This is a genomic window from Methylobacterium brachiatum, from assembly GCF_900113845.1.
Lineage (GTDB): Bacteria > Pseudomonadota > Alphaproteobacteria > Rhizobiales > Beijerinckiaceae > Methylobacterium > Methylobacterium brachiatum.
On sequence record NZ_FOQW01000012.1, the window covers coordinates 1 to 26,131 of the forward strand.

Below are 26,131 nucleotides of genomic sequence, written 5' to 3' on the forward strand. Positions count from 1 at the left end.
GGGCCGTTCTGCTCGGACAGCGAGGTCGAGAGCGTGGTCGCCCACCTCAAGCGCCAGGGCCGTCCCTCCTACCTCGACGCCGTCACCGCCGACGACGAGGAGGCTGCCCCCGAGAAGGGCGCAAAGGGCAAGGCCGGCGCGGCCGAGCTGGAACTCGACGGCGCCGTGTTCGACCAGGGCTCCTTCGGCGAGGCCGGCGGCGACCTCTACGACCAGGCCGTGCAGGTGGTTCTGCGCGACCAGAAGGCGTCGACCAGCTACATCCAGCGCCGCCTCCAGATCGGCTACAACCGCGCCGCCTCGATCATGGAGCGGATGGAGACCGAGGGCATCGTCGGCCCGGCCAACCACGCCGGCAAGCGCGAGATCCTGCTGGAGGAGGCTGCGGGCTGAGCCTCTTTAGGCTCGGCCGGGGGGCGGCTTCCTGTCGCCTCCGCGCCCCGATGCTCAGACATCGCACCTTGCAGGCCGCGACAGGCCCCCTCTCCCGGGCGGGAGAGGGTTGGGGTGAGGGATCAGGCTCTTCCGGAGGGGTCGCACCCCTCACCCTGTCCCTCTCCCGCATGGCAGGGGCGACCCGCGCCTCATCCGGAGATGCCTGGACCCAGTTGTCCGGGGAAGAGGGGTTGGCAAAGACGCACGCGTCCGCCCGCCAACCTCATCGGGAGCGATGCGTGAACCGCACGGTCCCACGCACCAGGCTTCGCGATCCCGGCTGAGGCAACGAAGTCCAGAATCCCACGAAAAAAATCGCCCCTCTTGCGGAACCTCCCCGCAAGGCAAACGTTACGCGCGTGCGAGGCTCGGAAACGAGCTCGCCTGTTGGGCGCCGGCCATGGTGTCCGGCGTCTCTTGTAGTCACGTTGCTCAATGGAGGATGTGGTTATGAGGACTTACGACGTTGCGCCCCTGTTCCGGTCGTCCATCGGGTTCGACCGTCTGTTCGAGCTGCTGAACCAGCCCGAGCGTGTCGAGACCACGGCCGCCTGGCCGCCCTACAACATCGAGAAGGTCGCGGACGACCAGTATCGGATCACCATGGCGGTTGCGGGCTTCACGCCCGACGAGATCGAGCTGACCCAGCAGGACACGGTTCTTCTCGTGTCGGGCCAGAAGAAGACGCCGGAGAACGAGCGGCAATACCTGCACCGCGGCATCGCGGCCCGCACGTTCCGTCAGACCTTCAACCTGGCCGACCACGTGAAGGTCGTGGGTGCGAACCTGGAGAACGGGCTCCTGACCGTCGAGCTCAAGCGCGAGGTGCCGGAGGCCCTGAAGCCCCGTCGCATCGCCATCGGCGGCGTCACGGCCACGTCCGGGCAGGACAACGCGCCCGCGCAGATCACCGAGAGCAAGGTCGCGCAGGCCAAGGCCGCCGAACCCCGGGTCGCCGAGGCCAAGGCCGCCTGATCGCGGCCGGTCCGAGCCCGGGCCGCCCGATTCGCGGACCGCCCGGGTTCCCCGCTTTGGACGAACGCCATCCCTCGGGGGCCCGCAGGCCCGCGGGCCGCCGACGGTCGATCCCATGAGATGCCCATGATGCCAAACTGAAGGAGGTCCCTATGAGCGTGAGAGATCTGATTCCGTGGAACCGCACGACCGGAACCCCGGCGCCGACCGCCCTGTCGAACGAGGCGGCCAATCCTTTCCTGACGCTCCACCGCGAGGTGAACCGCCTGTTCGACGACGTGTTCACCGGGTTCGGCTCGGTCCCGAGCCTGGCCAATCGCAGCTTCGGCTGGCCCAATGTCGAGCTGGTCGAGGCGGATGGCGGGCTGCGGCTCTCGGCCGAGCTTCCCGGCCTCGACGAGAAGGACGTCGAGCTCCTGGTCGAGGACGGCGTGCTGACCCTGCGGGGCGAGAAGCGCGCCGAGAACACCGACAAGGCGCGCGGCTACTCGGAGCGCAGCTACGGCCGCTTCGAGCGGGTGATCGCCCTGCCCTTCCCGGTCGAGGAAGAGAAGGTCGAAGCGTCGTTCCGCAACGGCGTGCTCACCGTGACGCTGCCGCGCTCGGAAAAGGCGCCGGAGCGGGGCCGCCGCATCGCCATCAACAGCGGCAACAACGGCGGCCAGAAGACGGCGCATTGAGGCGCGCCGCCGCTCGGGCGGGATCACGACGCCTGACGCGGTGGCCGACCCGGACCGGCAGGACGACCGACCGAGGACCTGCCGGCCGTGCCGGCCGCCCTGGAGCCGGCCCCGACCGCCTGGCGGGCGGGGGCCGGCTCCCGGTCCTTGGTCTGACGCGCTCGCCCGTGCCGAACCGCAATTCCCCGGGCGGCGAGCGGTTCAGCCTTCGCTGACGAGCAGGAGGGTCGCATGCAGCCAATCGATACAACCCCGATCGACACGCATATCGAGCGCCTCGGCCCGATGGCCGCGGCCAATCTGAGGGCGACCGCGGTCGACCCGTTCGAGGCCTTCGTGGCGCCGGGCGACGTGTTCCGGCATCCCCGGGAGGTCCTGTCCTATCCCGGCCTGTCGCGGGCCGAGAAGCGGGCAATCCTGGCCTCCTGGGCCTCGGATGCGCGCGCCGTGGATTCGTGCCCGACGCTGCGCTGCCTGCCCGGCTGCCGCGCCGAGCCGGTGCCGATCGACGACGTCCTGGCCGCGCTCCAGGCGCTGGACGGCACGCCCGCGCCCAGCGGACAGGCGACCGGCAAGCCGCGGATCCCGGTGGTGCTCGGCCGCCGCCTGCGGCGCGGCCCGGCGGCCCGGGACGCCGTGCTGAACTGAGACCCGGAGGCGATCGATGACGACCTTCGACCTGAAGGACCGCTATCGGTGGTCGGCCCGGCTCCGGCGCAGCCGGGCCGCGCCGCCGGCCGAGGCGGCGGAGCGGGCGACGTGGTCCACCCTCACGGGCTGGATCGCGTCCGCCGCCCTCTGCCTCGCCCTGGCGGCCCTCAGCCCGGCGCCGGCCATGCCCTGGGTCCTGGCGGGATTGCTGAGCGTGTCGGGCTTCGTCTGGCTCGGCGCCGCGATCACCCGGGCCGGGCCGCCGGCCAACGCCACGCACCTCACCGCCTGGGACGCCGCCCTCCTCGCCTTCGCGGCGAGCTTCGGCGTCCAATCCGCGGCGCGCCTCGGGCTGCTGGGCGCCTGAGCGCACCGCATCACCACCATCGCGCCGCCCGACGGCCCGGCTGTCGGGCGCCGCTTCAGGGAGGCACCTATGCAGACGACCATTCAGGATCGCGTGATCGGACTCGGACACAACAATCCCCCCGCCTTCATCGCCACGGCCCCGTGGCTCGCCGGCCGGAAGGCCCTGATCCGGCGCCAGCAGCGCCCGGTGGAGACCTCGGGCCGCGCCCGGGAAGGCACCTGGATCCTCACCTTCGCGCGCGAGACGCCGCCCGAGATCGAGCCGCTGATGGGCTGGACCGGCGGCAGCGACCCCCTCGCCACAGATGTCCGGCTCACCTTCCCGACCCGGGCGCAGGCCATCGCGTATGCGGAGCGCCAGGGCCTCGACTACGATGCGGATCCGGACCCCGCCGAGGCGCCCCGCAAGCGCCCGGTCGGCGCGGCGCGCTCGGATGATCGGCGGCACCCCGAACGCGCGCCGCTTCGGGTGGTGCTCGGCCGGAAACAGGCGCCGGCCGCGCCGCCGGGCTTTCCGGACGGGCCGGAGCTGGAACGGGCGCTGGTCAATCCGGCGGCGGTCTTCGCCACGCCGTCCGCCGTGCTGAACCACCCGCGGCTGCTGCGCGAAGGGAAGCGCGAAATCCTGCGGCGGTGGGCCTGGGACGAGTACCTGAAGGAGGTCGCCGCCGCCGAAGGCATGGCCGAGGGCGAGCCCTCGCAGCTCGAAGCGGTCAAGGCCGCGCTCCTGGCGCTCGGCGAGACCTGGCGTCCGAAACCCTCCGCCCCGGCGGTCGCCGTGCCGGTGCCGCAGGAGGACGAGGAGATGGTCCTCGCCGCGTGAGGCTTTACGCCACCGAGAACCGGAACGTCGTGACCGCCCGGAACACCTCCCCCGGCCGCAGGACCGCGGAGGGGAAGCCCGGCTGGTTCGGGGCGTCCGGAAACCCTTGCGTCTCGAAGCAGACGCCGTCGCCGGAGCGGTAGATCCGGCCGGAGGGGCCGATCAGCGTGCCGTCCAGGTTGTTGCCGGTGTAGAGCTGCAGGGCCGGCTGGGTGGTCGCCACGTCGAGCCGCCGGCCGCTGGCGGGATCGATGCAGGTCGCGGCCGGGCGCAGGCTGCCGGCGGGGCCGCGCAGCACGAAGGTGTGGTCGTAGCCCTTGGCGAAGGCCAGTTGCGGATCGCCGACCCGGATGCACTCGCCCAGCGCGTGCGGGGTGCGGAAATCGAACGGGGTGCCGGTCAATGCCCGGATCTCGCCGGTGGGGACCTGCGTCGCGTCCGTGGGGGTGAACGCGTCGGCCTCGAGCTGGACCACGTGGTCGAGGACGCTGCCGGTCCCCTCCCCGGCGAGGTTGAAGTAGCTGTGATTGGTGAGGTTCAGGACCGTCGGCCGGTCGGTCACGGCCTCGTAAGCGATGCGCAGCACCCCGTCCTCGGGCAGACTGTAGCGCACGCGGACGTCGAGATTGCCGGGAAAGCCCTCCTCGCCGTCGGGGGAGCGCCGGGCCAGGGTCAGGCTCGTGCCGTCGGCCGCCTCCACGCGCCAGAGATGGTTTCCGAAATTCCGGTCGCCGCCATGCAGGGTGTTGGGGCCCTCGTTCACCGGCAGCCGGTAGGTGTGGCCGTCGAGGCTGAAACGCCCGCCCGCGATGCGGTTGGCGTAGCGCCCGACCACGGCGCCGAAGCTCGGGCTCACCGTCTCGTAGCCCGCCAGCGTGTCGAGCCCGAGCACGACGTTGGCGCTGCGGCCGGCGCGGTCGGGCACCTCGATCGCCGTGATGACCGCGCCGAAATCGATGACGTGGACGCGCAAGGTCTCTCGGGCCAGCAGATGCCGGGTGACCGGCTGCCCGTCCACGGTGACGCCGAAAAGGTCGCCCGGCATGCCGCGATCCCCGCTCAGCGCTTCCAGACGCCGAGCCGCTCGCTGCGCGCGTGGTCCTCGGCCGCCACGAGTTCCGGGCTCGCCTCCGGGGAGGCCCGGCCGCCGCCATTGAACAGCACGACCTCGGACAGGTCGCGCCCGTTCACCAGGCAATTCATGGTCTCGCTGCCCGGTGCCGGCTGGCAGGTGACCGTGCGTCCGCCGATGTAGCGGGCCAGCTCGTCCGTCTGGCCGCCCCGCACCCACTCGACACCGAACAGATGCACGACCTTGCCGCCGACCTTCAGGGTCGCGGTGTCGATCACCTGGGCCGGGCCGGTGATGGCGTTCGCCGCGGGCGGCGGCGTGTCGGGCTCGGGCTCGCCGCCGGTCTCGGGCGGCGGTGTCACCGTGTCGGCGGCCGCGGGGGGGGATCCGGGCTGGGACGCCGTCGGCGGGGGATTCGTCGGCGCATTGGACGCCTGGGGCGGCGTCGGCTGGGTCGTCGGGGTGCTCGCGGAATCGGGCCGCGGGGGTTCTGGCTCGCGACCGGCCAGGACCAGCCCCGCCGCGACCACCGCCACCAACGCGGCCGTGCTCGCGCCCACGAGCCAGCGGCGATGCCGACGGCCGCTCTCATCCCCGATGCCGGTGCCGAAGCCGAGCCGATCGCGCAGACGGGGCAGGCCGTCGCGCAACGTTTCGCCGAGCCGGCCCGGCCCCTCGTTCCACGCCGCGACCGGATCCGAACCGCGCTCGGGCGCGGCGCTCTCCTCGGCGACGGGGTGGCCGAACCGCGTCCGCAAGCCAGTCCGCAGGCTCGCGAACCGGCCGGCCGCGTTCTGCGCCAGCACCCGCCCCTGCACCGAGGAGCGCTCGGCGAGCGAGCGGGCACGCTCGGATTGGGTCTCGACGAAGCGGGCCGTAGCCGCCTTCATCTCGTAGGCGCCGGTCAGGATCGGCGAATCCTTGGCCTCTTCCGCGACCGGTACGGGGGCCGGCTCGGGTTCCGCCGGCAGGAACAGGGCCGGGTGCCGCGCCTGGAGCTCGGCCACGAAATCCGCGAGCGTCATCGGCTCCGAGGTGCCCGGGCGCAGGCGCGGCACGCCGTGGCGGTCGAGCACCCGGTAGCCGTACGCCCCGGGCACGATCGCCGCCTCGGCCATGAGTTCGAGGGTCCGCACGGAGACCGGGCGCGGCCGCGCCCGGGCGATCGCCGTCCGGATCGCCTCGCGGAGGGCGGCGCGCTCCGGATCGTCGAGCGCCGGACGCGCCGGCGCCGCTTCCTGTTCCGCCACGGTTGAAGACGTCATAAACCCGATCCCGGCATCACCGTGCGCCGCACGGATGCCGCTTTACGCTTTGCCGGGCGAAGGGGCCAGGGTGCCGGCCTGGACGCTCCGGCGCAGGACCCGCCCGCTCTCGCCGACGATCACCGGGCGCGCCCCCGCGAAGCTCACCTCCAGGACCAGCTCGGCCGCCCCGGTGGAGATGGCGCCGCGATCCGGATTCGCGGTGCGGAAATCCACGATCGTGCGGATCGTGCAGGTCTCGGAATCGCAGGCGGTGCGGATCGACCGCGGCTCGTAGCGCCGTTCTGGCCAGCGCTGGACGAAGCTGCGCTTCTCGGCCACGAGGCCGGCCAGGGTGATCGGATGGCCGTAGAACCGCACCCGGCTCCCGTAGAAATGCGGCGCGGCGCCGACCATGGTCTCGCCTGAGCTCGAGACGGTGGCGAGGTAGTTCGCCGCGAGAGCCCGCGCGATGGCGGCCCGCTCGGCGGACGCCGCCGAGACCGGCGCCGGGGCGATGGCGGCCGGCGTGTCGGCGAGCCGGCGGGGATGCGCCGCATGGCGCCGCAGGGGCTCGCGGCTGGCCGGGCGTTCCAGCGCGGCCGCCCGTCTCGGGGCGGCGGCCCGGGTCGAAGCGGCCTTGGGCAGGGCGTCGTCCGCGGGCTCGGGCTTGGCCGCCTGCCTGACCGGCTTCCGGTCCTGCGCCGGCGGCTTGGCCTGTTCCTGAGACGCGGCTTTCGTCGGCTCCTTGGCCGGGGCAGCCGGCGCGGACGCCGCGGTACGTGCCGGCGGATCGACCCAGGAACTGGCAGACGTCGCCCCCTGCTGCTGGGCCGCGGCACCGCCGATGAGGGCCAGGGGCAGGATCACGCCGAGCGCGAGCGCACGGGCAGGGGTGGGAATGGTGGCGGACATCGGTGCCTTCCTGGCGGCCGGGGCGGACGTGATGAGAACGCGCCCGCATGCCGAAGCGGTTCCACGGGTGTTCCGGGCGCGCCCACGACTCTGCCGATCCGCAGGGCCGGCACCAGACGGGGATTGCGTGGATGACGGGGTTGCGCTCGCTCGTTTTGCCACCAAGTCGGGGACAATCTTGGCTGTCGCCCGTTCTAGGTTCTCATCGGGCCATTCCGCCGCCCAGCACATCGAGGTTCCCGTGGCCCCACCCGAGACCGAGGCGACCTCAGACCTGCATCGGAGTCCCCGGTGAGCGCGGGGCAGCGTCGGGCGCTGCTGATCTGCAACGCGAAGGCCCGCAACGGCGGCCTCGACCTCGACGAGGTGCGCAGCATCCTGCGCGCCGGCGGGATCGAGCCGGTGGAGCCGCCGCCGGATGCCGATTGCCGGGACGAGATCCGCGCCCGCGCCAAGGACGTCGATCTCGTGATCCTCGGCGGCGGCGACGGCACCATGAACATGGCCGCGCCGGCCCTGGTGGAGAGCGGGCTGCCGCTCGCCATCCTGCCGCTGGGGACCGCCAACGATCTCGCCCGGTCCCTCGGCCTGCCGCTGGATCCGCTGGCAGCGGCCCGGTTCATCCCGACCGCCCAGCCGCGGCCGGTCGATCTCGGCTGGGTCAACGGCCATTATTATTTCAACGTCGCCAGCATCGGCTTCTCGGCCGAGCTCGCCGGCGAGCTCACGGCCGAATCGAAGAAGACCTGGGGGGTGTTCGGCTACGCGGTCGCGGCCATCCGGGTCTTGCGCCGGGTGCGGCCCTTCACCGTGACGATCGAGCATGACGGCACGACCGAGAAGGTGACGACCATCCAGGTCTCGGTCGGCAACGGCCGGCACTACGGCGGCGGCATGACCGTGGAGGAAGCCGCCACGGTCGATGACGGCAAGCTCGATTTCTACAGCCTCGAAGTCGCCCATTGGTGGCGGCTGATCGCGCTCCTGCCGGCCCTGCGCCGGGGCACCCAGGGACGCGCGGCCGACGTGCGCGCCTTCCAGACGCGGGAGATCAAGATCTCGACGCGCAGGCCCCGGCCGGTGAACACCGACGGCGAGCTGACCACGCACACGCCGGCCCATTTCAAGGTCGTCCCGAAGATCCTCCAGGTCTTCGCCCCCGACCTGGCGAGCCGCCCCGGCCCGTTCCACTTGACTGCCCTCGGCAGCCGCCTCTTCCCGACCAGCGAGACGCCCGAGCCGTGACCGACCTGATTCAGCTTGCCACGCAGCCGGCCGTCTGGGTCGCGCTCGCGACCCTCGTGGTGATGGAGGTCGTGCTCGGCGTCGACAATCTGATCTTCATCTCGATCCTGACCAACAAGCTGCCCGCCGATCAGCAGACCCGGGCGCGTCGGATCGGGATCGGGCTGGCCCTGATCCTGCGGCTCGGGCTGCTGGGCACGGTCGCGTTCATCGTGCACCTGACCGAGCCGGTCTTCTCGGTGCTGGGCCAGGACTTCTCCTGGCGCGACCTGATCCTGATCGGCGGCGGCCTGTTCCTGCTGTGGAAGGCCACCAAGGAGATCCACCACAGCGTCGATCCCGATGAGACCGGCGAGAAGACGGTCGGCGGCACGATCGGGTTCGGCGCGGCCATCGGCCAGATCCTGCTCCTCGATCTCGTGTTCTCGATCGACTCGATCATCACCGCGGTCGGCATGACCGAGCATGTGCCGGTGATGATGGTGGCTGTTGTCGTGGCGGTGATCGTGATGCTGGTGGCGGCCGAGCCGCTCTCGGCCTTCATCGCCCGCAACCCGACCGTGGTGATGCTGGCGCTGGGCTTCCTGATCATGATCGGCATGACGCTGATCGCCGAAGGGTTCGGCGCCCATGTGCCGAAGGGCTACATCTACACCGCCATGGCGTTCTCGGCCGGGGTCGAGGGCCTGAACATGCTGGCCCGCGGGCGTCGGCGGGCGGCGGGCGGAGGCCAGAACCAGGCCTGAGCACGCGCCCGGAGAGGACGGGATCGACCATGCGGATCGCCGCGGCCCTGTGCGCCCTGCTCGTCTCCGCCCCGGCCCATGCGGAGCCCCGGATGACGCCCTCTCCCGCGATCCTGCACGACCTCGCCCCCACCGGCACGCTGCGGGCGGCGATCAACCTCGGAAATCCGGTGCTGGCCCAAGCCGGACCGGACGGCCCTGCGGGCGTGTCGGTCGATCTCGCCCGGGCGCTGGCGCGGAAACTCGGCGTGCCGGTGGCCTTCGTGACGTTCCCCGGGGCGGGCGCGGTCTCGGGCTCGGCCGGATCCGGAACCTGGGACATCGGCTTCCTGGCGATCGACCCGAAGCGCGCCAAGGGCATCGCCTTCACGGCGCCCTACGTGCTGATCGCCGGCAGCTACCTCGTGCCGGCCGCCTCGCCGATCTCCAGCATGGAGGCCGTCGATCGCGACGGGATCCGCGTCTCGGTGGGGCGCGGCAGCGCCTACGACCTGTTCCTGACCCGCACGCTGCGCCACGCCACCCTGGTGCGGGCGCCGACCTCGGCGGAGGCGATCACGGCCTTCGCCCGGGACGGCCTCGAGGTCGTCGCCGGGGTCCATCAGCCGCTTGCCGCCTACGCGTCCACCCACAAGGCGGTGCGGCTGCTGCCGGGGCATTTCATGGCGATTCCGCAGGCGATGGGCCTGCCGGTCGGACGGGATGCGGGCGCGGCCTATCTGGCCGAATTCCTCGCGTGGGCGAAGGCAGACGGACTCGTCGCGCGGAGCTTGGAGGCCAACGGGCAGGATCCCGGGCTGGCGGCGCCGTAGGGATGAGGTTACGGCAAGTCCAATCCACCACCTCATTCTGAGGCGCGAGCGCAGCGAGCCTCGAAGGAGACCTCCCGCCGGCCATGCGATTCCTGGAGGCCTCCTTCGAGGCCTCCGCTTCGCTACGGCACCTCAGGATGAGGGGGTGCGCGGGATAGACAGGCCAACTCCCGGCCAATCATCACACCACCAAATTCACGATCCGCCCCGGCACCACGATCACCTTGCGCGGCGGCTTGCCCTCCAGGATCTTCTGGACCGTCTCCAGGGCCAGGGTGGCGGCTTCCACCGCCTTGGCGTCGGCGTCGCGCGGCACGGTCACGTCCGCCCGCTTCTTGCCGTTGATCTGGACCGGCAGGGTGACCTCGTCCTCGACCAGGAGGCCGGCCTCGGCCTCGGGCCACAGGGCCTGGGCGGCGAGGCCGGGCCGGCCGAGCACCGTCCAGCATTCCTCGGCGAGGTGCGGCATCATCGGGGCGATGAGCTGCACCAGGATCCCCGCCGCCTCCGTCGCCGCCGCGCGCGAGACCGGCCCGCGCAGCCCGTCCTCGAGGGCGTTGGCCAGGGTGTAGATATGGGCGACGCAGCGGTTGAAACGCAGCCGCTCGATATCGTCCTGCACGGCGGCGAGGGCCCGGTGGGCGGCCTTGCGCAGGGTGAGGTCGGCGGCGCCGTCACCGGTCGCCACCTGGGCGGCGTTGACCAGGCGCCAGACCTTCTGGACGAACCGGGCGGCGCCCTGCACGCCCTCCTCGCTCCAGATCACGTCGCGCTCGGGCGGCGAATCCGAGAGCACGAACCAGCGCGCGGTGTCGGCCCCGTAGCTCGCGATGATGTCGTCCGGGTCGACCACGTTCTTCTTCGACTTCGACATCTTCTCGATGGAGCCGATCGCGATCGGCGCCTGAGTTTTCACGTGAAACGCGCGGCGCTCGCCCTCCTCGGCGGAGAAGCGGATCTCGGCCGGCGGCACCCAGGCGCCGGTCGCGTCCTTGTAGGTCTCGTGGACGACCATGCCCTGCGTGAACAGGCCGGCGAAGGGCTCGGAGACGCCGGCCCAGCCGGTCTCGCGCATCGCCCGCATGAAGAACCGGGCGTAGAGCAGGTGCAGGATCGCGTGCTCGATGCCGCCGATATACTGGTCCACCGGCAGCCAGCGGTCGACCACCGCGCGGTCGGTGGGGGCCTCGGTCAGCCAGGGCGCGGTGAAGCGGGCATAGTACCAGGACGAATCGACGAACGTGTCCATCGTGTCGGTCTCGCGCCTTGCCGGCGCGCCGCATTGCGGGCACGGCACGTTGCGCCAGGCCTGGTCGCGCTCCAGCGGATTGCCGGGCTGGTCGAAGGACACCTCCTCGGGCAGCTGCACCGGGAGGTCGGAGACCGGCACCGGCACCGGGCCGCAGCTCTCGCAATGGATGATCGGGATCGGGCAGCCCCAGTAGCGCTGGCGCGAGACGCCCCAGTCGCGCAGGCGGAACTGGACCTTGCGCTTGGCAACCCCCTCGGCTTCCAGGCGCTGCGCCACGGCCTCGAAGGCCTCCGCGGTGGTCATGCCGTTGAGGAAGCGCGAATTGATCATCCGCCCGTCCTCGACATAGGCGGTGGTGGTGATCAGGAAGGCTTCCGGATCCTGGCCCTCGGGGCACACCACCGGGACGTTGCCGAGCCCGTACTTGTTGGAAAAGTCGAGGTCGCGCTGGTCGTGCGCCGGGCAGCCGAACACCGCGCCGGTGCCGTATTCCATCAGCACGAAATTCGCGACGTAGACCGGCAGGGTCCAGGCCGGGTCGAGGGGGTGGCGCACCGTGAGGCCGGTATCGAAGCCGAGTTTTTCCGCCGTGTCGATCGCCGCCTGGGCCGTGCCCGTGCGCCGGCATTCCTCGATGAAGGCCTGGAGGTCCGGGTTATGCGCGGCGACCGTGGCGGCCAGCGGATGGTCGGCGGCGATCGCCAGGAACCGGGCGCCGAACAGGGTGTCGGGCCGAGTGGTGTAGACCGTTACGGATTCGGCCGCACCCGCCGGCGGCTGGGCGAGGACGAACCGGACCTCCAGACCCTCGGACCGGCCGATCCAGTTCTTCTGCATCAGCCGGACCTTTTCCGGCCAGCGGTCCAGACCGTCAAGGGCCGTGAGTAGGTCCTCGGCGAAGTCGGTGATCTTGAAGAACCACTGGGTCAGCTCGCGCTGCTCGACCAGGGCGCCGGAGCGCCAGCCGCGCCCGTCGATCACCTGCTCGTTGGCCAGCACCGTGTGATCGACCGGATCCCAGTTCACCTTGGCGGTGCGCCGGGTCACCAGACCCTTGTCCAGGAAGTCGAGGAACATGCGCTGCTGGTGCTTGTAATAGTCGGGATCGCAGGTCGCGATCTCCCGGCTCCAGTCGAGCGACAGGCCCATGGCCTTCAGCTGGTCGCGCATCGACGCGATGTTGGCGTAGGTCCAGTCCCGCGGGTTGACCTTGCGCTCCATGGCGGCGTTCTCGGCCGGCAGACCGAACGCGTCCCAGCCCATCGGGTGGAGCACGTTGAAGCCCCGGGCACGCTTGTAGCGGGCGACCACGTCGCCCATCGCGTAGTTGCGCACATGGCCCATATGGATCCGTCCCGACGGGTACGGGAACATCTCCAGGACGTAGTATTTCGGGCGCCCGTCGGCGTTGTCGGTCTCGAACAGCTTCTGCTCGGCCCAGGCGGCCTGCCAGCGCGGCTCGGCATCCTTGGCGTTGTAGCGCTCGACGGCGGAGGGGACGGTGCTGGTCATGGGTCCGGCTGGGTCAGGGGCTCGGCGGCTGATCGGGGCCAGCCGCGGCACGTTGCGGCCCAGTAGCATATCTGCGCCGGAGCCGGTCAACGGATGCATGGCTCCGGGCTTGCGCCCGCCACGCAACGGCATAGGTCGGCGGGCAACACATGATTCATGAGAGGGCCCGCACCAGGTCGGTCCCACCCATCCCCCTCATCCTGAGGCGGCGGAGCGAAGCGGAGACCTCGAAGGAGGTTTCCAGCCAGCCGCGCGATCCCTGGAGGGCTCCTTCGAGGCCCAGTGATCTTCGATCGCTGGGCACCTCAGGATGAGGGGGTGGGTGGGATCGCCCTTCTCCTGGGACGGGTCCGGCAGCGACAGGACAGGCACGCGATGGACGACGCGATCACCGCCCCGAACGCCCCCCCGACGGACGGGATGGGCCAGCCGACCGCCAAGCCGCCGGTCGGCGAGGCCGATGTCGCCGCCGGGCTCGCCGAGGTCCGGGCCGCCATCGCGCAGGCGGCCGAGGATTCGGACCGCGACCCGGCGACGATTCAGCTCGTGGCGGTCTCCAAGACCGTGCCGGCGGCGGGCATCGTCCCGGCCCTGGAAGCGGGGCACCGGGTGTTCGGGGAGAACTACGTCCAGGAATCCACCGCGAAATGGCCGGCGCTGCGCGCCCGCTATCCGGACGTCGAGCTGCACCTCGTCGGGCCGCTGCAATCCAACAAGGCCCGCGAGGCGGTGGCCCTGTTCGACGTGATCCACTCCCTCGACCGGCTGTCGCTGGCGGCCGCGCTCGCCAAGGAGATCGACCGTGCTGGCCGGGCCCCGAAGCTGCTGATCCAGGTCAATACCGGTGCGGAGCCGCAGAAGGGCGGGGTCCTGCCGGACCAGCTCGACACCCTGCTGGCCGAATGCCGTGACACCCACGGCCTCGCGATCCAGGGCCTGATGTGCATCCCCCCGGCGGACGACCCGCCCTCGGGCCATTTCGCCCTGCTCGCCGGGCTGGCGCGCGAGCACAACCTGCCGATCCTCTCCATGGGCATGAGCGCCGATTTTCCGGCGGCGATCCAGCAGGGCGCCACCCATGTCCGGGTCGGGACGGCCATCTTCGGGGCTCGGGCCCGGAAGGCGTGAGGGCGACCTGATCTGAGGCGGTCGGCGGTCGACGTGCTGAACGGGCTATCAAATGTCGTGATCCGTGATATGCTTTTTCACGCATATATCGAGTCTCGGTCGCGGACTCATGGTCCTAGGCAAGAAGCCGCTTCGGCGCACAACATCGCGCATAGCGAATGCTCCTCAAGAAGCTTGGTCGGTTTCATTTCTCGACGAGACTGTCGTTGCTGAAGTCGACGCTTGGCCGATCAAGCTTCGTGCTGCATTGGACCGGATCGTTGCGCGGATTGAGACGCGGGGCCTGCTGAGCCTCACCGAGGAGCATGCGAAACACATTCGGGGTCGGATCTGGGAATTGAGAGCTCGGACTGATGGCACCATCGGCCGTGCCCTCTACGTCACGGTGACTGGCAGGCGTGTGATCATCGTTCTCTGCGCGATCAAGAAAACACAGGCTACGCCGAAGCGATGGATCGATCTCGCCGAGGCTCGGGCCCGGAACATCGACACAGGAGAAACGGGGTGACGATTCCCTTCAAGACCGTCCGGGAACGCTGGCATGCGGATCCCGCCTATCGTGAGGCGCACGCAGCGATCGGACCCGAGATGGATCTCGGCTTCTCCATGGCGGAGGCACGGGCACGGGCCAAGCTGACCCAGGAAGAGGTCGCCCGGCGGATGCAGACATCCCAGGGGCAGATCGCCCGATGGGAGCGCGGACAGGTTATGCCATCGACCGCCTCGCTGCGCCGCTACGCGGAGGCCGTCGGTGCCCGCCTCCGGATTCAGCTCGAGGTCACGGAGACCTAACGGCCCTCGTCACCCGATCCGTAGATGCGTCCGCGGGCCGAGGCGTTTGAGCAGCCGAAGCAGGTCCGCCCGGGCGAGCGCCACGCAGCCCTCGGTGGGGCGGTAGCCGTCCCGGGCGATGTGCAGGAAGATCGCCGAGCCCCGCCCCTTCCGGATCGGGGCGCGGTTGTAGTCGAGGTCGATCACCACGTCGTAGAGCCCGTCGTCCCGCCACATCGACTCGGCGCTGACGCCCGGGGCCGGCAGGCGGATCGGCCGGTTGTAGCGGCGGTCGCGGCTTTCGTCGCACCAGCCATCATCCGGGCGGGTCGCCCGCAGGGGTAACGCCGTCGGCGGCCGCAGGCCCAGATGATCCGGCCGGTAGGCGCCACCCCGCAGGCGGAAGCGTCCGCGCGGGGAGCCGCCGTCGCCCTCGCGCTTGTCGCAGACGATGCCGCCCGCCCCGAGGGCGCAGGGGATCACGGCCGGGCCGACCAGGAGTTGCCCCCGGCGGCGGTCGCCGACCATCGCCCGGACCCGGATCTCGCTCAAGGTCACGCGAACGGGTCCGGGCCGCTCACGCCGATGTCCACGCACCAAAGCCCCCTCCCCTGCCGGCGACACGCGCCCCGTCCGGCCCGCGCTGCCGCGGGTCTGGGACGGATCGGTGGGCGTTATGCCCGGTATCCAATACCGAAACCGCGAAAAATTGCGCGCAAGGCAATTTCCGGCCACAAACGCAGCCCTATCCTTGCCGTGGAACCCAGGCCGTCGAAGCCGGGATTCGGGAGCGAACCAGCCCACCGCCCTGCGACGGGGGGACCGAACGCCCTCGGATTCCGGAGCGCCGGCCCCGTTTCCCTGGAGCCAGCCGTGTTGTCACACGATGGGCGGCGTGCTCCAGATCCTTGTCATCGCACGCTGTTTCCGGACCACGACTCGTCCGGTCCCGCAGCGTGTTCCAGGGCCCCGGACGATGTCGAATGTCTATCGCCTGCTGATCTGTGACGACGACGCGATCCTGCGCGACACGCTCACCGAGCAGCTCGATCTCTGCGAAGAATTCACCGTGGTCACCGAGGCCAACGCGGCGGATGCGGTCCGGCGGGTCGGGGCCGAGCGCATCGACCTGGCGGTGATGGATGTCGGGCTGCCCGATCTCGACGGGCGCGAGGCCGTGCGCCGGATGCGCGCCGGCGGCTTCCGCGGCCCGGTGATCATGCTCACCGCGCAGGATTCCGAGGCGGACCACGTCGAGGGCCTCGAGGCCGGCGCCAACGACTACGTCACCAAGCCGTTCAAGTTCGGCATCCTGCTCGCCCGGATCCGCGCGCATCTGCGCAGCCATGAGGCCTCCGAGGACGCGGTGTTCCAGATCGGCCCCTACACGTTCCGGCCCGGCGCCAAGCTGCTGGTCGGCGAGCGCGGCTCGAAGCTCAAGCTCACCGAGAAGGAGACCGCGATCCTGCGCTTCCTGTACCGGGCTGGCCGCGCCGTGGTGAACCGCGACACGCTGCTCGCCGAGGTCTGGGGCTACAACGCCCACGTCACCACGCACACGCTGGAGACCCACATCTACCGGCTGCGCCAGAAGATCGAGCCGAACCCCGCCACCGCGGCGATCCTCGTCACCGAGGGCGGCGGCTACAAGCTGTTGCCCTGATCGGCGCGCGTCAGGGCGAGACCCCGGAGCCGGGCCCGATTGCCACGTGATCGGAAACCGCTTTAGGGATTTGCGTGTAGGCGAGACCGAGGCTCGTTTGCGCGCAGGTGGTGGGGCGGTTCTTTGGGGCTCGACGACGACATCGCGATCCTCGCAGACGCGCCGCTGTTCGGCTTCCTCGACCGGGACGCCCTGCGCCTGCTGACCTTCGCGGCCGAGCGGCGCGAGCTGGCCGACGGCGACCTGCTGTTCGCCCGCGGCGACCCGGCCGATGGCGGCTTCGTGGTGATGTCGGGCACGATCCGGCTGGCGCCCCGGGTCCCGGATGCCGAGCCGGTGCGGGCCGGGCGCTCGGCGCTGATCGGGCAGCTCGCTCTGTTCGTGCGCGGCACCCGCCCGACCGAGGCCCGGGCCGAGGGCGCCGCCGAGGTCATGCGGATCACCCCCACGCTGATGCGCCGGGTGCTGGAGGAATTCCCCGCGGCCGCGCAATCCGTCTACGACACCCTGGCGATCGACTTGGTCGACCTCGTTGCCGATCTCGACCGCGTGCGGGTGCTGCTGGAGGATTGAGCGGGGTGGATTGCGGCTGCCCCGGGTGACAGCCCCGGTGCCCGCTTGTAAGCACGGGCTTCCGCAGAATGTCCCTCCGCAAGAGCAGCGTGCGCCCATGTCCACCTCCGACCTCGCCAAGACCATCGAGACGGCCTGGGAGGAGCGCGCCGGCATCTCGACATCCACGCAGGGCGCCGTGCGCGAGGCGGTCGAGGAGGCGCTGAACCTGCTCGATTCCGGCAAGGCCCGGGTCGCCGAGAAGAGCGGCAATCAGGATTGGGTCGTCAATCAGTGGCTGAAGAAGGCGGTTCTGCTGTCCTTCCGCCTCAACGACATGGCGGCGATCGAGGGCGGCCCCGGCGGCGCGCCCTGGTGGGACAAGGTCGCCTCCAAGTTCGCCGGCTGGGGCGAGGCCGAGTTCCGCGCCGCGGGCCTGCGCGCCGTCCCGGGCTGCTTCGTGCGCCGCGGCTCCTACATCGCCCCGGGCGCCGTGCTGATGCCGAGCTTCGTCAATCTCGGCGCCCATGTCGGCGAGGGCACGATGGTCGACACCTGGGTGACGATCGGCTCCTGCGCGCAGGTGGGGAAGAACTGCCACATCTCCGGCGGCGCCGGCATCGCGGGCGTGCTCGAGCCGCTCCAGGCCAACCCGGTGATCATCGAGGACGATTGCTTCATCGGCGCCCGCGCCGAGGTTGCCGAGGGCGTGATCGTCGGCCAGGGCAGCGTGCTGTCCATGGGCGTCTATATCGGCGCCTCGACCAAGATCGTCGACCGGACCACCGGCGAGGTGATGTACGGCCGCGTGCCGCCCTACTCCGTGGTGGTGTCGGGCACGATGCCCGGCAAGGCGCTGCCCGACGGCACCCCGGGCCCGGGCCTGTACTGCGCCGTGATCGTCAAGCGCGTCGATGCCGGCACCCGCTCCAAGACCGCCATCAACGAGCTGCTGCGCACCTGATTCTTTGGGACTCGAGGACGGTCCGGTGGAAACGACGCGCAAGAACCTGGACCTGATCGTGGCGGGCCGGCCCGTGCCGACTCCCTGCGACGTGATCGGCACGGGGCGGGACGCGCTGCTGCTGCCGGCCCTGTCCACGATCTCGGACCGGGCCGAGATGCGCGACCTCGCCCACGCCCTCGGCTCGGCGTACCGCTGCCTGGTGCCCGACTGGCCGGGCTTCGGCGCCCGGCCGCGGACCCGCCTGCCGCTGGAGCCGGGCACCCTGCACGCCTTCCTGGACGCGCTGCTCGCCGCCGCCCCCGGCCCCTACGCGATCGGGATCGCGGCGGGTCATGCCGCCGGCTACCTGGTCGCCGCGGCGCGACGACACCCGAAAGCCTTCGAGCGCTTGGTGCTGGTGGCGCCGACCTGGCGCGGGCCGCTGCCCACCGCGATGCCGAACCGGGCGCACTGGTTCCCGCGGATCCGCCGGGCCGTGGAGGCGCCGGTGCTCGGGGACGCGCTCTACCGGCTCAACATCAGCCCGCCGATCATCGGCCGGATGATGCGCGCCCATGTCTACGCCGACCCGGCCCACGTCACCCCGGCCCTGGTCCGGGCCAAGCACGCGGTCACCCGCCAGCGCAACGGCCGGTTCGGCACCGCCGCCTTCGTCACCGGCGGCCTCGACCCGGTGGGCGACCGCACCGCCTTCCTGGACCTGTTCGGCGACGGCCTGCCGCCGACCCTGGTGCTGCGCCCCGAGAAGGCCCCGCGCCGCTCCGGCGCCGAGATGGACGCGCTGATCGCCCACGGCCGGGTCACGGGCGTCCCGATCCCCGGGGCACTCAGCCCGCACGAGGAGTTCCCCAGCGCGGTGGCGGCCGCGATCCGGACGGGCTGACCTGAACAGCCCAGGTCTCAAGGTCTGTCCCACCACCTCCAGGGTGTTTGCAGCAGCGGATTGTCCCGCCTGCCCCAAGACGCTGGGTTCTTGCAGAGGCCGTTGCGGAAACGACCCCGTTTTCCCAGGACCGCGAAGCGGAGCCCGGGATCCAGAACCATCTTTGGGTCAAGGGCTTGCACCGTCGGCGTCTCTGGATCCCGGGCTCGCCTGGGGCGCCCCGGGTTAACGGAGTGGAGGCTGATGCCTCGGTGGAAATCCGGATTTCATTGAAGGAGCCTTGAGGCGAGGATCGTGTCAGCCAACCCGATCCTCGCGACCGGCGCTCAGGACGTGGCCTCTCCCATCATCCCCGCGCAGCGTTCCACCCAATCGCGAACGGCCGGATCGTCGGGGGTCATTTCCGTGAACCAGTGAAAGGGCGAGCTGCACAGCATATCCACGGCGCTGAACCGATCGCCCAGAAGCCAGGGCTTTTGGCGAAGCGGCTCTGCCAAGCGCTCGATCATCGTATCGAAGTTACGCAGGCTCGCTTCGATCGCCGGATGGTCGATGCCTGCCCATTTGAGGATCAACAGCGGCTCCATCACGCCCTGATAATAGAATAGCCAGGACAGATAGGCGCCACGCCCCGCCTCGCCGGGTAACGGAGCAAGCTTCGCCTTCGGATAAGTGTCGGTCAGATACAGGATGATTGCCCCACGCTCCCGCACGGCATCGGCGCCGTCCGTCAGATAAGGCACTTTCTTTTCGGGGTGCGGATTTGCGGGATCGGGGTGTCCCGACCCATCCAGTCGGGCGATGCTGACGTCGCGGATATCGAGATCGGCACCGAGCATTCTCGCCAGCGCGACCACTGTATCGGAACGCGATTGCGGCGCGTGGTAGAGAACCGGCACGGGAGCCTCCTTGGTCATGAGAGAGGCCGCAGGATAGAAAGGGCGTCCTGACAGAATACGGCAGCAGACGTGGCGCGACACGACAGGCTGATGCGATTGCTGGACGTGTTGCGGCGGCTGCCTCAACCCGTCACGGCCACGCGCTTGGCGGCAGAGACGGAGATCTCGTTGCGGCAGCTCTACCGCGATATCGCGACCTTGCGCGCGGGCGGAGCCCTGATCGATGGCGCGGCCGGTTACGGCTACACCCTCACGGAAGACCCGGCATTGCCGCCACAGAGCTTCTCCCGCCTCGAGATCGAGGCCTTGCTGTTGAGTGTTGCCAGTCTCGGCGATCTGGGCGACGCGAATCTCGCCGAGGCGGGACGCAATGCGCTGGCCCGCATCATCGGAACCCTTCCCGATCGTCAAGCGCGTCAGGCCATGCATGCCACGATGCATTCCTGGCGACCGCCAGCGGTACGCGCTGCCATCACCATCGACCTGGAAATCCTGCGTCAGGCTTGCTGGGACGAGCAGAGCGTCCGGATCGCCTATCGCGACAGGTCCGGACAGCGATCCGAGCGCGAGATCTTCCCGCTGGGTATGTCCTACAGCCCGAGGACGCTGATGCTGGTGGCCTGGTGTCTCCTGCGCGAAGCCTACCGGACCTTCGAAGTCGCCTGCATCGAGGGGCTTCAGCACGGCGACACCAGCTTTCGTCCAAGACGGGCGGAATTGCTGCGCCGATATATTGCGGTTAGCAAGAACAACTAAAGCATTTTGATCATTTTATTCGATATTCCTTAGAAAACCCAGACTCCAAAAGATCCGCGACTCTTTGGAGGCGCGGGCCGACCCCTGGCCTCATCGGGGCTCAGCCTTCGGGAACCCATGTTCCGGCGGCATCGTGATCACGCCGCGATGGTAGGGGAAGCGGGCGCGCTGGAGCGGGTCCGGCCCGGTGAAGATCAACCGCGTCCGGAACGACACCGGGCTGACGCACAAGAGATAGCCCCGCAGGGCCTTGTCGTCGGGTACGAACAGGGCGGTCGTCAGATACCGGCTCTCCGCCCGGACCCAAGCGGGCATTCGCAAACCCCAGCGCCGTGCCAGATGCTCCCCGGCCCCGCCCAGGAACGCATCGGCCTCCGGAAGCCCGAGCAGGCCCGGCTCGTCGGCGATGAACGCCGCCTGCCGCGCGACATCGCCGTCGGCGGCGTAGAAGGCGTCGAGGAAGTCGCGCAGGTGGTGGTCCCAATCCCCGTCCTCCCGCGCCCGCTCGACGACCTCCGCCAGGGAATGCGGTCTCATGGCGCCACCGGCAACGAAGCCTCCAAGAGGCGGGAGCGGTCGAGGGGCTGGGCCATGCGGTCGAGAAACTGAAACGGGGACGCCACAGCGTGCGCGCGGCCGGCAGTCCCGGTCAACCGCCGGTCGTCCGTCACGGCGCCCCCTGGACAGGATCGGAGGCCTGTGCACGGACTGAACCGTCCGGCCGAGCCGTTCGTTTGTCTGCGGGAGCGGCCCGCCTCCTTGCTCGACACCGCCACGGATCCGATGCTGCGCACCCTGTCCCTGCCGGCCCTCGCCGTCCTGATCGCCGCCGCGACACCTGTGCGCGCCGAGGATACGCCCTCCCCTGCCCCGCCGAACCCGCCGGCGGCGCCGTCCGTGGGGGCCGAAACGCTCAAGCCCGGCAAGCCGGCGGTGAAGCCCTATCTGGCCGACACGGCCGTTCCCGACGCCCTCCAGATCCTGCCGCCGCCGCCGGCCCACGATGCGCCCCTCGACAAGGCCGACCGGGCGGCCTTCAACGGCACCCGCGCCCTGAAGGGCAGCGCCCGCTGGGAGATCGCCGCCAACGACGTGTCGGAGGGCGCGACCGCAGTCCTCGACAATTTCGCCTGCGTGCTCGGCACCCGGCTCGACCAGACCCGGGTGCCGGCAGTGCTCAACCTCCTCGAGCGCGCCCGGCTCGATCTCGCGCGCGCGACCCGTGGCCCGAAGGTCCATTACCGCCGGCTGCGCCCCTTCGTGGGGAACGAGGCGCCGATCTGCGTCCAGCGGACCCAGGCGCTGACCGACAGCTTCAGCTACCCGTCCGGCCACGCGACCCAGGGTTGGGCCTATGCGCTGATCCTGGCCTCCCTGGTGCCCGAGAAGGCGACCCCGATCCTGGCCCGCGGCCGGGCCTACGGCGAGAGCCGCGTCGTGTGCGGGGTGCACTGGCTCAGCGACGTGGCAGCCGGGCGGATCACCGGCTCCTCGGTCCTCGCCACGCTGATGGGCGATCCGGGCTTCCGGGCCGACTTGGAGAAGGCCCGCACCGAGTTGCGCGGCGCCCTGTCCGGCGGCGGCACGGCACCCGACCAGGCCACCTGCACCCGCGAAGCGGAGGCCCTGCGCGAACCGCCGCTGGAGTTCTGAATGCGAATAACTTCAGATTTTAACAGCTCTAAGTGTGTGATTTGCAACACATTTTTGGGTTGATCAACGACGCGTGAACGAGGAATCCTGAGAGCGAAGCGCCGTCAAACAGCGCATCTCAGGGTTTGTCCATGTCCATGCGTTCCGGCCGCCTCGGGCTGCTCCTCACCTCCACGGCTCTGGCCACCGCCGCCACCGCCGCCATCGCACCGCACGCCGCCGCGCAGGGCGCCAACGTGCAGCTCAACGAGATCTCGGTGGAGGCCGCCCGCCCGGCTTCCGCACCGGCGGCCGGAGCCGGCTTCGGCGGCGCGAATGTCAGCGGTGGCGACGGCAACAGCGCGGCCACCAGCGGCGGGGGCGGCGGTCCGTCGGGGGTGACCGGCTATGTCGCGCGGGTGAGCCCCACCGCCACCAAGACCAACACACCGCTGATCGAGACCCCGCAATCGGTCTCCGTGGTCACGCGCGAGCAGCTCAACGACCGGAACGTCCAAAGCATCAACGAGGCCTTGGCCTACACGCCGGGTGTGTCCAACAACGTGTTCGGCTTCGATCCGCGCTACGACAGCTTCTACATCCGCGGCTTCGACGAGACCTATACAGGTGTGTTCCGGGATGGGCTGAGACAGGCGGGTGTTGGTTTCTCGGCGCCCCGCATCGAGCCCTACGGAACCGAGGCGGTCACCATTTTGCGGGGACCGGCTTCCGGTCTCTACGGTCTCGGGTCACCGGGCGGCATCGTCGATGTGACGTCGAAGCGGCCGGTCTTCGTGTCCTTCGGCGAAGTCTGGTTCCAAGGCGGCAATTTCGATCGCTACCAGGGCAATTTCGACATCGGCAGCCCCGTCGAGGGGAGCGACGGCACCCTCGCCTACCGGCTGACCGGCGCCTTCCGCGACTCGGACACGTTCCTGCCGAGCGGTAAAGATAACCGCTTCACGATCGCCCCAGCCATCACGTGGAAGCCCTCGGCCGACACCACCTTTACGCTGCTCACCGAATATCAGCGATCGAAGACACCTGGTGTCTCGACGTTCTATAATGCCCCTGGCTTCGTGGTGACACGCCTTTACCAAGGTGATGCCAGCTTCAATACCATCAACCAGGAATCCTACCGGATCGGCTACGCGTTCGAGCACAAATTTACGCCCGACCTGATCTTTCGGCAGAACTTCCGCTATCAGAACGTCGACACAACGCTGGCCTACACGCAGATCGACAGCGTGACCGGGCTCTCGGCCCAGCGCTCGAACGGCCTGATCAAGGACCGGCTCGGCTCGGTGGCGCTGGACAATCAGCTCGAGGCCCATCTCGTCGCCGGCCCGGTGGCTCACACGCTGATCGGCGGCGTGGATTATCTCCATTACGATTACCGGCGCCAGGCCGGCTTCGGGCTCATCCCGGACCTCGACCTCACGGGCATCACCACCTTCTCGACCTTCCGGGCCCGCACCTTCGTGCCGCGGCCGGCCCTCAGCTCCGCGTCGGAGCAGACCCATGACCAGTTCGGCCTCTACATCCAGGAGCAGGCCAAGTTCGACCGCTTCGTCCTGACCCTCACGGGCCGCCAGGACTTCGTGACCCAAACCACCCGCACCGGCACACCGGGCGACCTCGGCGCGGTGCAAAGCCGGAACGATTCCGTCTTCACGGGCCGCGTCGGCTTGAACTACCTGCTGACGCCCGATCTGGTGCCCTATGCCAGCTATGCGACGACCTTCACGCCTCAGAACGGCGTCGACATCAACGGCCGCTCGTTCAAGCCGGCCACCGGCGACCAGATCGAGGCCGGCGTGAAATACGCCATCCCCGGCACCAACATCACCGGCGCGGTCGCGGGCTTCGACATCGTGCAGTCGAGCGTGCTGCAGACCGACCCAACCAACGTCGCCAACACAGTCGCGAGCGGCGCAATCGAGTCCAAGGGCTTCGAGGCCGAGCTGACGGCCAATTTCGCGCCGGGCACGAACCTGACCCTCGCCTATACCCACCTCGACCTGCGCTATCTCAGCGCGACCTTCCCGGGCACGCAGCAATCGATCTCCGGAAACGCCGTCTCGGGAATCCCGGGCGATACCTTCGCGGCCTTCGGGACCTACCAGTTCCCGCTCGCCTCGCCGCTGCGCGGCCTCCAGATCGGTGGTGGCATCCGCTTCTCGGGCACCAGCTTCACGGACGACCTGAATACCGTCCGTAACCCGACGGTGACGCAGTTCGACGCGCTGGTCGCCTACGATTTCGCGGCCCTCGACCCGAAATACAAAGGCTTCCGGGCGCAGATCAACGCGTTCAACATCTTCGACCGCGATTACTACAACTGCCAGGCCGGCTTCTGCTACCGCGGCGCGCCCGCCACGGTGATCGGAAGCCTGATCTACCGCTGGTAGACGCCGGACCGGGCTGGGGCAGGGGAGCATGGCAGATCCCCGCTCCCGGCATTGGAGGTCGGCGGCACATCCGTCCTAAGGCCGGAGCATAATCCTCCGACTTGGGCCGCCCATGCTCTCGACCCTCCTGGTCGTGCTGCCGATCTTCGCGCTGATCTTTTCGGGCTGGCTGGCCCGGCGGCTCGGCGTGCTCGGCGCTGCCGCGACCACCGAACTCAACCGCTTCGTGGTGTTCCTGGCCCTGCCGGCGCTGCTGTTCGACGTCACCGCGCAGGTCCATTGGAGCGAGATCTGGAAGCCCGGCTTCATCGGCGCCTTCGGGTTGAGCAGCCTGGCGGTCTTCGCCGTCACCGTGCTGCTGCGGCGGGCCGGAGGGCATCCGCTCAGCGATGCCGCCGTGGACGGGCTCAATGCCGGCTATCCTAATACCGGCTTCATGGGCTTCCCCGTGGCACTGCTCGCCTTCGGCCCGGAGGCGCTGGCCCCGACCACCGTGGCGGCGATCCTGACGGTCTGCGGGGTGTTCGCCGTCGCGATCGTGCTGATCGAGATCGGGCTCCGGCGCGAGGCGCGGGGTGCCGGCCGGGACCGGCCGGGCGTTCCGGTCTGGCTCGCGGCCGGCCGGTCGCTGATCCGCAACCCCCTCCTGGTCTCACCGGCGCTCGGCGCCCTGATACCGATTGCCGGCCTCACCCTGCCGGCGTCGGTCGAGTCCTTCCTGAAGCTCCTCGGCGGGGCCGCCTCGCCCTGCGCCCTGGTGGCGCTCGGCCTGTTCCTGGCCCAGAAGCGCCGGCCCGGAGCCGCGCAGCCCCGGGCGGCCGCCCTGCTGGTCGGCCTCAAGCTCGTCGGGCAGCCCGCGCTCGCCTACGCGCTCGGCCGTTACCTGTTCGACCTGCCGCCGCTGCTGCTGCATGTCGCGGTGCTGATGGCCGCCCTGCCCACCGGGACCGGCCCGTTCATGCTGGCGGAGTTCTACCGCCGGGAGGCCGACCTCACCTCCACGGTGGTGCTGGTCTCGACGATCCTGTCGATCCTCACGGTCTCGGGCTATCTGGCGACAGTTTGAAACGACACGACCACGCTCTTGCCGCAGACAAATCGTAACGGTTGCCGCGTAGCGTCATGGCGCGGCCCTCCGGGTCCGCGCTAAACACGATCGAACAGAGCGGGGCGGACGGCGACGTGATGGTGCGTTCGGGAGTATCGGTTGCGGGCCGGATCGGCCGCCTCGCCTGCGTCGCCGGCCTGGCGCTGAGCCTGTCGGCCTGCTTCCGCCCCCTCTATGGACCGACCGCCTCCGGCGAGACCGTGCAGGCGCTGCTCGCCGCCGTGCAGGTCGACGACGTGGCGATGGCTCAGGGCCAGGAGCGGCTCGGGCATTACCTGCGCAGCGAGCTGATCTTCGAGCTCGACGGATCGGGCCAGCCCGCGAGCAAGCGCTACCGGCTGAAGCTCTCGGGCTCCGAGATCGTGCAGACCCCGATCGTCTCCTCCACCACCGGCCGCGCCGAGGCCGGCACGCTGGTGGCCAACATCAAGTACAGCCTGGAGGATATGGCCGGCGCCAAGGTCTACACAGAGGGCGTGGCGACCTCGACCGCGACCTACGACCGGTCGGTCCAGCGCTTCGCCAGCCAGCGGGCGGCGCGCGACGCCGAGATCCGCCTGGCCAGCGTGCTGGCGGACCAGATCAAGACGCGCCTGGCCGCCGTGCTCTCGACCAAGCCGTGAGCCGGCT

28 protein-coding genes are annotated in these 26,131 nt (G+C 70.1%); 21 read left to right on the plus strand and 7 right to left on the minus strand.

Annotation, left to right across the window (positions count from 1 at the left end; genetic code table 11):
- The 6 genes from BMZ47_RS16590 to BMZ47_RS16615 all read left to right on the plus strand — a co-directional run.
- On the plus strand, nt 1-393 hold a 393-nt coding region (locus BMZ47_RS16590), incomplete at its 5' end, for a DNA translocase FtsK (RefSeq protein ID WP_280142733.1).
- Between the two features lie 492 nt (nt 394-885).
- Nucleotides 886-1,410 carry an Hsp20 family protein gene (locus BMZ47_RS16595; protein WP_007563478.1) on the plus strand — a complete coding sequence of 175 codons (525 nt, stop codon included), beginning with the start codon at nt 886-888 and terminating at the stop codon, nt 1,408-1,410.
- Between the two features lie 152 nt (nt 1,411-1,562).
- Nucleotides 1,563-2,090, plus strand: coding sequence for an Hsp20/alpha crystallin family protein (locus BMZ47_RS16600; protein WP_007563476.1), 528 nt, complete (start codon nt 1,563-1,565; stop codon nt 2,088-2,090).
- Nucleotides 2,091-2,321: 231 nt separating this feature from the next.
- A complete protein-coding gene (locus BMZ47_RS16605) occupies nt 2,322-2,738 on the plus strand; it encodes a hypothetical protein (RefSeq protein ID WP_091863477.1) in 417 nt (138 codons plus the stop codon).
- Between the two features lie 16 nt (nt 2,739-2,754).
- Nucleotides 2,755-3,108: a hypothetical protein gene (locus BMZ47_RS16610; protein ID WP_091863478.1), complete on the plus strand. Its 354-nt coding sequence runs from the start codon at nt 2,755-2,757 to the stop codon at nt 3,106-3,108.
- Nucleotides 3,109-3,177: 69 nt separating this feature from the next.
- A complete protein-coding gene (locus BMZ47_RS16615) occupies nt 3,178-3,933 on the plus strand; it encodes an NADH dehydrogenase ubiquinone Fe-S protein 4 (RefSeq protein WP_091863479.1) in 756 nt (251 codons plus the stop codon).
- Between the two features lie 4 nt (nt 3,934-3,937).
- Here BMZ47_RS16615 and BMZ47_RS16620 read toward each other — a convergent pair whose 3' ends face one another.
- Genes BMZ47_RS16620 through BMZ47_RS16630 form a run of 3 tightly spaced genes read right to left on the minus strand, consistent with a single transcriptional unit; the run spans nt 3,938 to nt 7,164 of the window.
- Entirely contained in the window at nt 3,938-4,978 is a 1,041-nt protein-coding gene (locus BMZ47_RS16620; protein ID WP_091863480.1) for an aldose epimerase family protein, read from the minus strand.
- A 14-nt stretch (nt 4,979-4,992) separates the two neighbouring features.
- On the minus strand, nt 4,993-6,270 hold the full coding sequence (locus BMZ47_RS16625) for a nuclease (RefSeq protein ID WP_091863481.1): 1,278 nt from the start codon (nt 6,268-6,270) through the stop codon (nt 4,993-4,995).
- 42 nt (nt 6,271-6,312) lie between these two features.
- Nucleotides 6,313-7,164, minus strand: coding sequence for a hypothetical protein (locus tag BMZ47_RS16630; protein WP_091863482.1), 852 nt, complete (start codon nt 7,162-7,164; stop codon nt 6,313-6,315).
- Between the two features lie 291 nt (nt 7,165-7,455).
- On the opposite strand from BMZ47_RS16630, the gene BMZ47_RS16635 reads away from it, so the two are divergent.
- From BMZ47_RS16635 to BMZ47_RS16645, 3 genes are read left to right on the plus strand one after another with little or no spacing between them, the layout of a single operon-like run.
- Nucleotides 7,456-8,409: a lipid kinase gene (locus BMZ47_RS16635; RefSeq protein ID WP_091863483.1), complete on the plus strand. Its 954-nt coding sequence runs from the start codon at nt 7,456-7,458 to the stop codon at nt 8,407-8,409.
- Complete coding sequence (locus tag BMZ47_RS16640; RefSeq protein WP_091863484.1) at nt 8,406-9,155, plus strand: TerC family protein; 750 nt, start codon at nt 8,406-8,408, stop codon at nt 9,153-9,155. The genes BMZ47_RS16635 and BMZ47_RS16640 overlap by 4 nt, the downstream gene beginning before the upstream one ends.
- Nucleotides 9,156-9,184: 29 nt before the next feature.
- On the plus strand, nt 9,185-9,967 hold the full coding sequence (locus BMZ47_RS16645) for an ABC transporter substrate-binding protein (protein ID WP_091863485.1): 783 nt from the start codon (nt 9,185-9,187) through the stop codon (nt 9,965-9,967).
- Between the two features lie 181 nt (nt 9,968-10,148).
- On the opposite strand, the gene leuS is transcribed toward BMZ47_RS16645, so the two are convergent.
- Nucleotides 10,149-12,731, minus strand: coding sequence for a leucine--tRNA ligase (gene leuS / locus BMZ47_RS16650; protein ID WP_091863486.1), 2,583 nt, complete (start codon nt 12,729-12,731; stop codon nt 10,149-10,151).
- A gap of 375 nt (nt 12,732-13,106) precedes the next feature.
- On the opposite strand from leuS, the gene BMZ47_RS16655 reads away from it, so the two are divergent.
- The 3 genes from BMZ47_RS16655 to BMZ47_RS16665 all read left to right on the plus strand — a co-directional run bounded on the left by BMZ47_RS16655 (nt 13,107) and on the right by BMZ47_RS16665 (nt 14,651).
- Nucleotides 13,107-13,859: a YggS family pyridoxal phosphate-dependent enzyme gene (locus BMZ47_RS16655; protein ID WP_091863487.1), complete on the plus strand. Its 753-nt coding sequence runs from the start codon at nt 13,107-13,109 to the stop codon at nt 13,857-13,859.
- A gap of 109 nt (nt 13,860-13,968) precedes the next feature.
- Nucleotides 13,969-14,367 (plus strand): type II toxin-antitoxin system RelE/ParE family toxin, encoded by a 399-nt coding sequence (locus tag BMZ47_RS16660; protein WP_091863488.1) that lies wholly within the window; start codon nt 13,969-13,971, stop codon nt 14,365-14,367.
- On the plus strand, nt 14,364-14,651 hold the full coding sequence (locus BMZ47_RS16665) for a helix-turn-helix domain-containing protein (RefSeq protein WP_244536845.1): 288 nt from the start codon (nt 14,364-14,366) through the stop codon (nt 14,649-14,651). Before BMZ47_RS16660 ends, BMZ47_RS16665 begins: the two co-directional genes overlap by 4 nt.
- Nucleotides 14,652-14,660: 9 nt before the next feature.
- Here the strand turns inward: BMZ47_RS16665 and BMZ47_RS16670 are convergent, their stop codons facing one another.
- Nucleotides 14,661-15,158, minus strand: coding sequence for a L,D-transpeptidase family protein (locus BMZ47_RS16670; protein ID WP_091863600.1), 498 nt, complete (start codon nt 15,156-15,158; stop codon nt 14,661-14,663).
- 448 nt (nt 15,159-15,606) lie between these two features.
- Between BMZ47_RS16670 and BMZ47_RS16675 the strand changes: the two genes are divergently transcribed.
- The 4 genes from BMZ47_RS16675 to BMZ47_RS16690 all read left to right on the plus strand — a co-directional run bounded on the left by BMZ47_RS16675 (nt 15,607) and on the right by BMZ47_RS16690 (nt 18,695).
- A complete protein-coding gene (locus tag BMZ47_RS16675; protein ID WP_007563457.1) occupies nt 15,607-16,293 on the plus strand; it encodes a response regulator transcription factor in 687 nt (228 codons plus the stop codon).
- Nucleotides 16,294-16,416: 123 nt separating this feature from the next.
- Nucleotides 16,417-16,866 (plus strand): cyclic nucleotide-binding domain-containing protein, encoded by a 450-nt coding sequence (locus BMZ47_RS16680; protein ID WP_091863490.1) that lies wholly within the window; start codon nt 16,417-16,419, stop codon nt 16,864-16,866.
- Between the two features lie 97 nt (nt 16,867-16,963).
- Nucleotides 16,964-17,809 (plus strand): 2,3,4,5-tetrahydropyridine-2,6-dicarboxylate N-succinyltransferase, encoded by an 846-nt coding sequence (dapD, locus tag BMZ47_RS16685; protein WP_050734628.1) that lies wholly within the window; start codon nt 16,964-16,966, stop codon nt 17,807-17,809.
- A 25-nt stretch (nt 17,810-17,834) separates the two neighbouring features.
- Entirely contained in the window at nt 17,835-18,695 is an 861-nt protein-coding gene (locus BMZ47_RS16690) for an alpha/beta fold hydrolase (RefSeq protein WP_091863601.1), read from the plus strand.
- Between the two features lie 326 nt (nt 18,696-19,021).
- Here BMZ47_RS16690 and BMZ47_RS16695 read toward each other — a convergent pair whose 3' ends face one another.
- Nucleotides 19,022-19,594, minus strand: a complete 573-nt coding sequence (locus BMZ47_RS16695) for a glutathione S-transferase family protein (protein ID WP_091863602.1) — start codon at nt 19,592-19,594, stop codon at nt 19,022-19,024.
- Nucleotides 19,595-19,684: 90 nt separating this feature from the next.
- Between BMZ47_RS16695 and BMZ47_RS16700 the strand changes: the two genes are divergently transcribed.
- Nucleotides 19,685-20,350 (plus strand): helix-turn-helix transcriptional regulator, encoded by a 666-nt coding sequence (locus tag BMZ47_RS16700; protein ID WP_091863603.1) that lies wholly within the window; start codon nt 19,685-19,687, stop codon nt 20,348-20,350.
- Nucleotides 20,351-20,440: 90 nt separating this feature from the next.
- Here the strand turns inward: BMZ47_RS16700 and BMZ47_RS16705 are convergent, their stop codons facing one another.
- Nucleotides 20,441-20,887 (minus strand): hypothetical protein, encoded by a 447-nt coding sequence (locus BMZ47_RS16705; protein WP_091863491.1) that lies wholly within the window; start codon nt 20,885-20,887, stop codon nt 20,441-20,443.
- A 246-nt stretch (nt 20,888-21,133) separates the two neighbouring features.
- Here BMZ47_RS16705 and BMZ47_RS16710 point away from each other — a divergent pair, with 246 nt between their 5' ends.
- The 4 genes from BMZ47_RS16710 (at nt 21,134) to lptE (ending at nt 26,124) form a co-directional block, all read left to right on the plus strand.
- Complete coding sequence (locus BMZ47_RS16710) at nt 21,134-22,003, plus strand: acid phosphatase (RefSeq protein ID WP_091863604.1); 870 nt, start codon at nt 21,134-21,136, stop codon at nt 22,001-22,003.
- A 131-nt stretch (nt 22,004-22,134) separates the two neighbouring features.
- The gene (locus BMZ47_RS16715) at nt 22,135-24,393 is read left to right on the plus strand and encodes a TonB-dependent siderophore receptor (RefSeq protein WP_091863492.1); all 2,259 of its coding nucleotides are present in this window, start codon (nt 22,135-22,137) and stop codon (nt 24,391-24,393) included.
- Nucleotides 24,394-24,505: 112 nt separating this feature from the next.
- On the plus strand, nt 24,506-25,459 hold the full coding sequence (locus BMZ47_RS16720; RefSeq protein ID WP_091863493.1) for an AEC family transporter: 954 nt from the start codon (nt 24,506-24,508) through the stop codon (nt 25,457-25,459).
- Between the two features lie 119 nt (nt 25,460-25,578).
- The gene (gene lptE / locus BMZ47_RS16725) at nt 25,579-26,124 is read left to right on the plus strand and encodes an LPS assembly lipoprotein LptE (protein ID WP_039902944.1); all 546 of its coding nucleotides are present in this window, start codon (nt 25,579-25,581) and stop codon (nt 26,122-26,124) included.
- Nucleotides 26,125-26,131 lie beyond the last annotated feature (7 nt).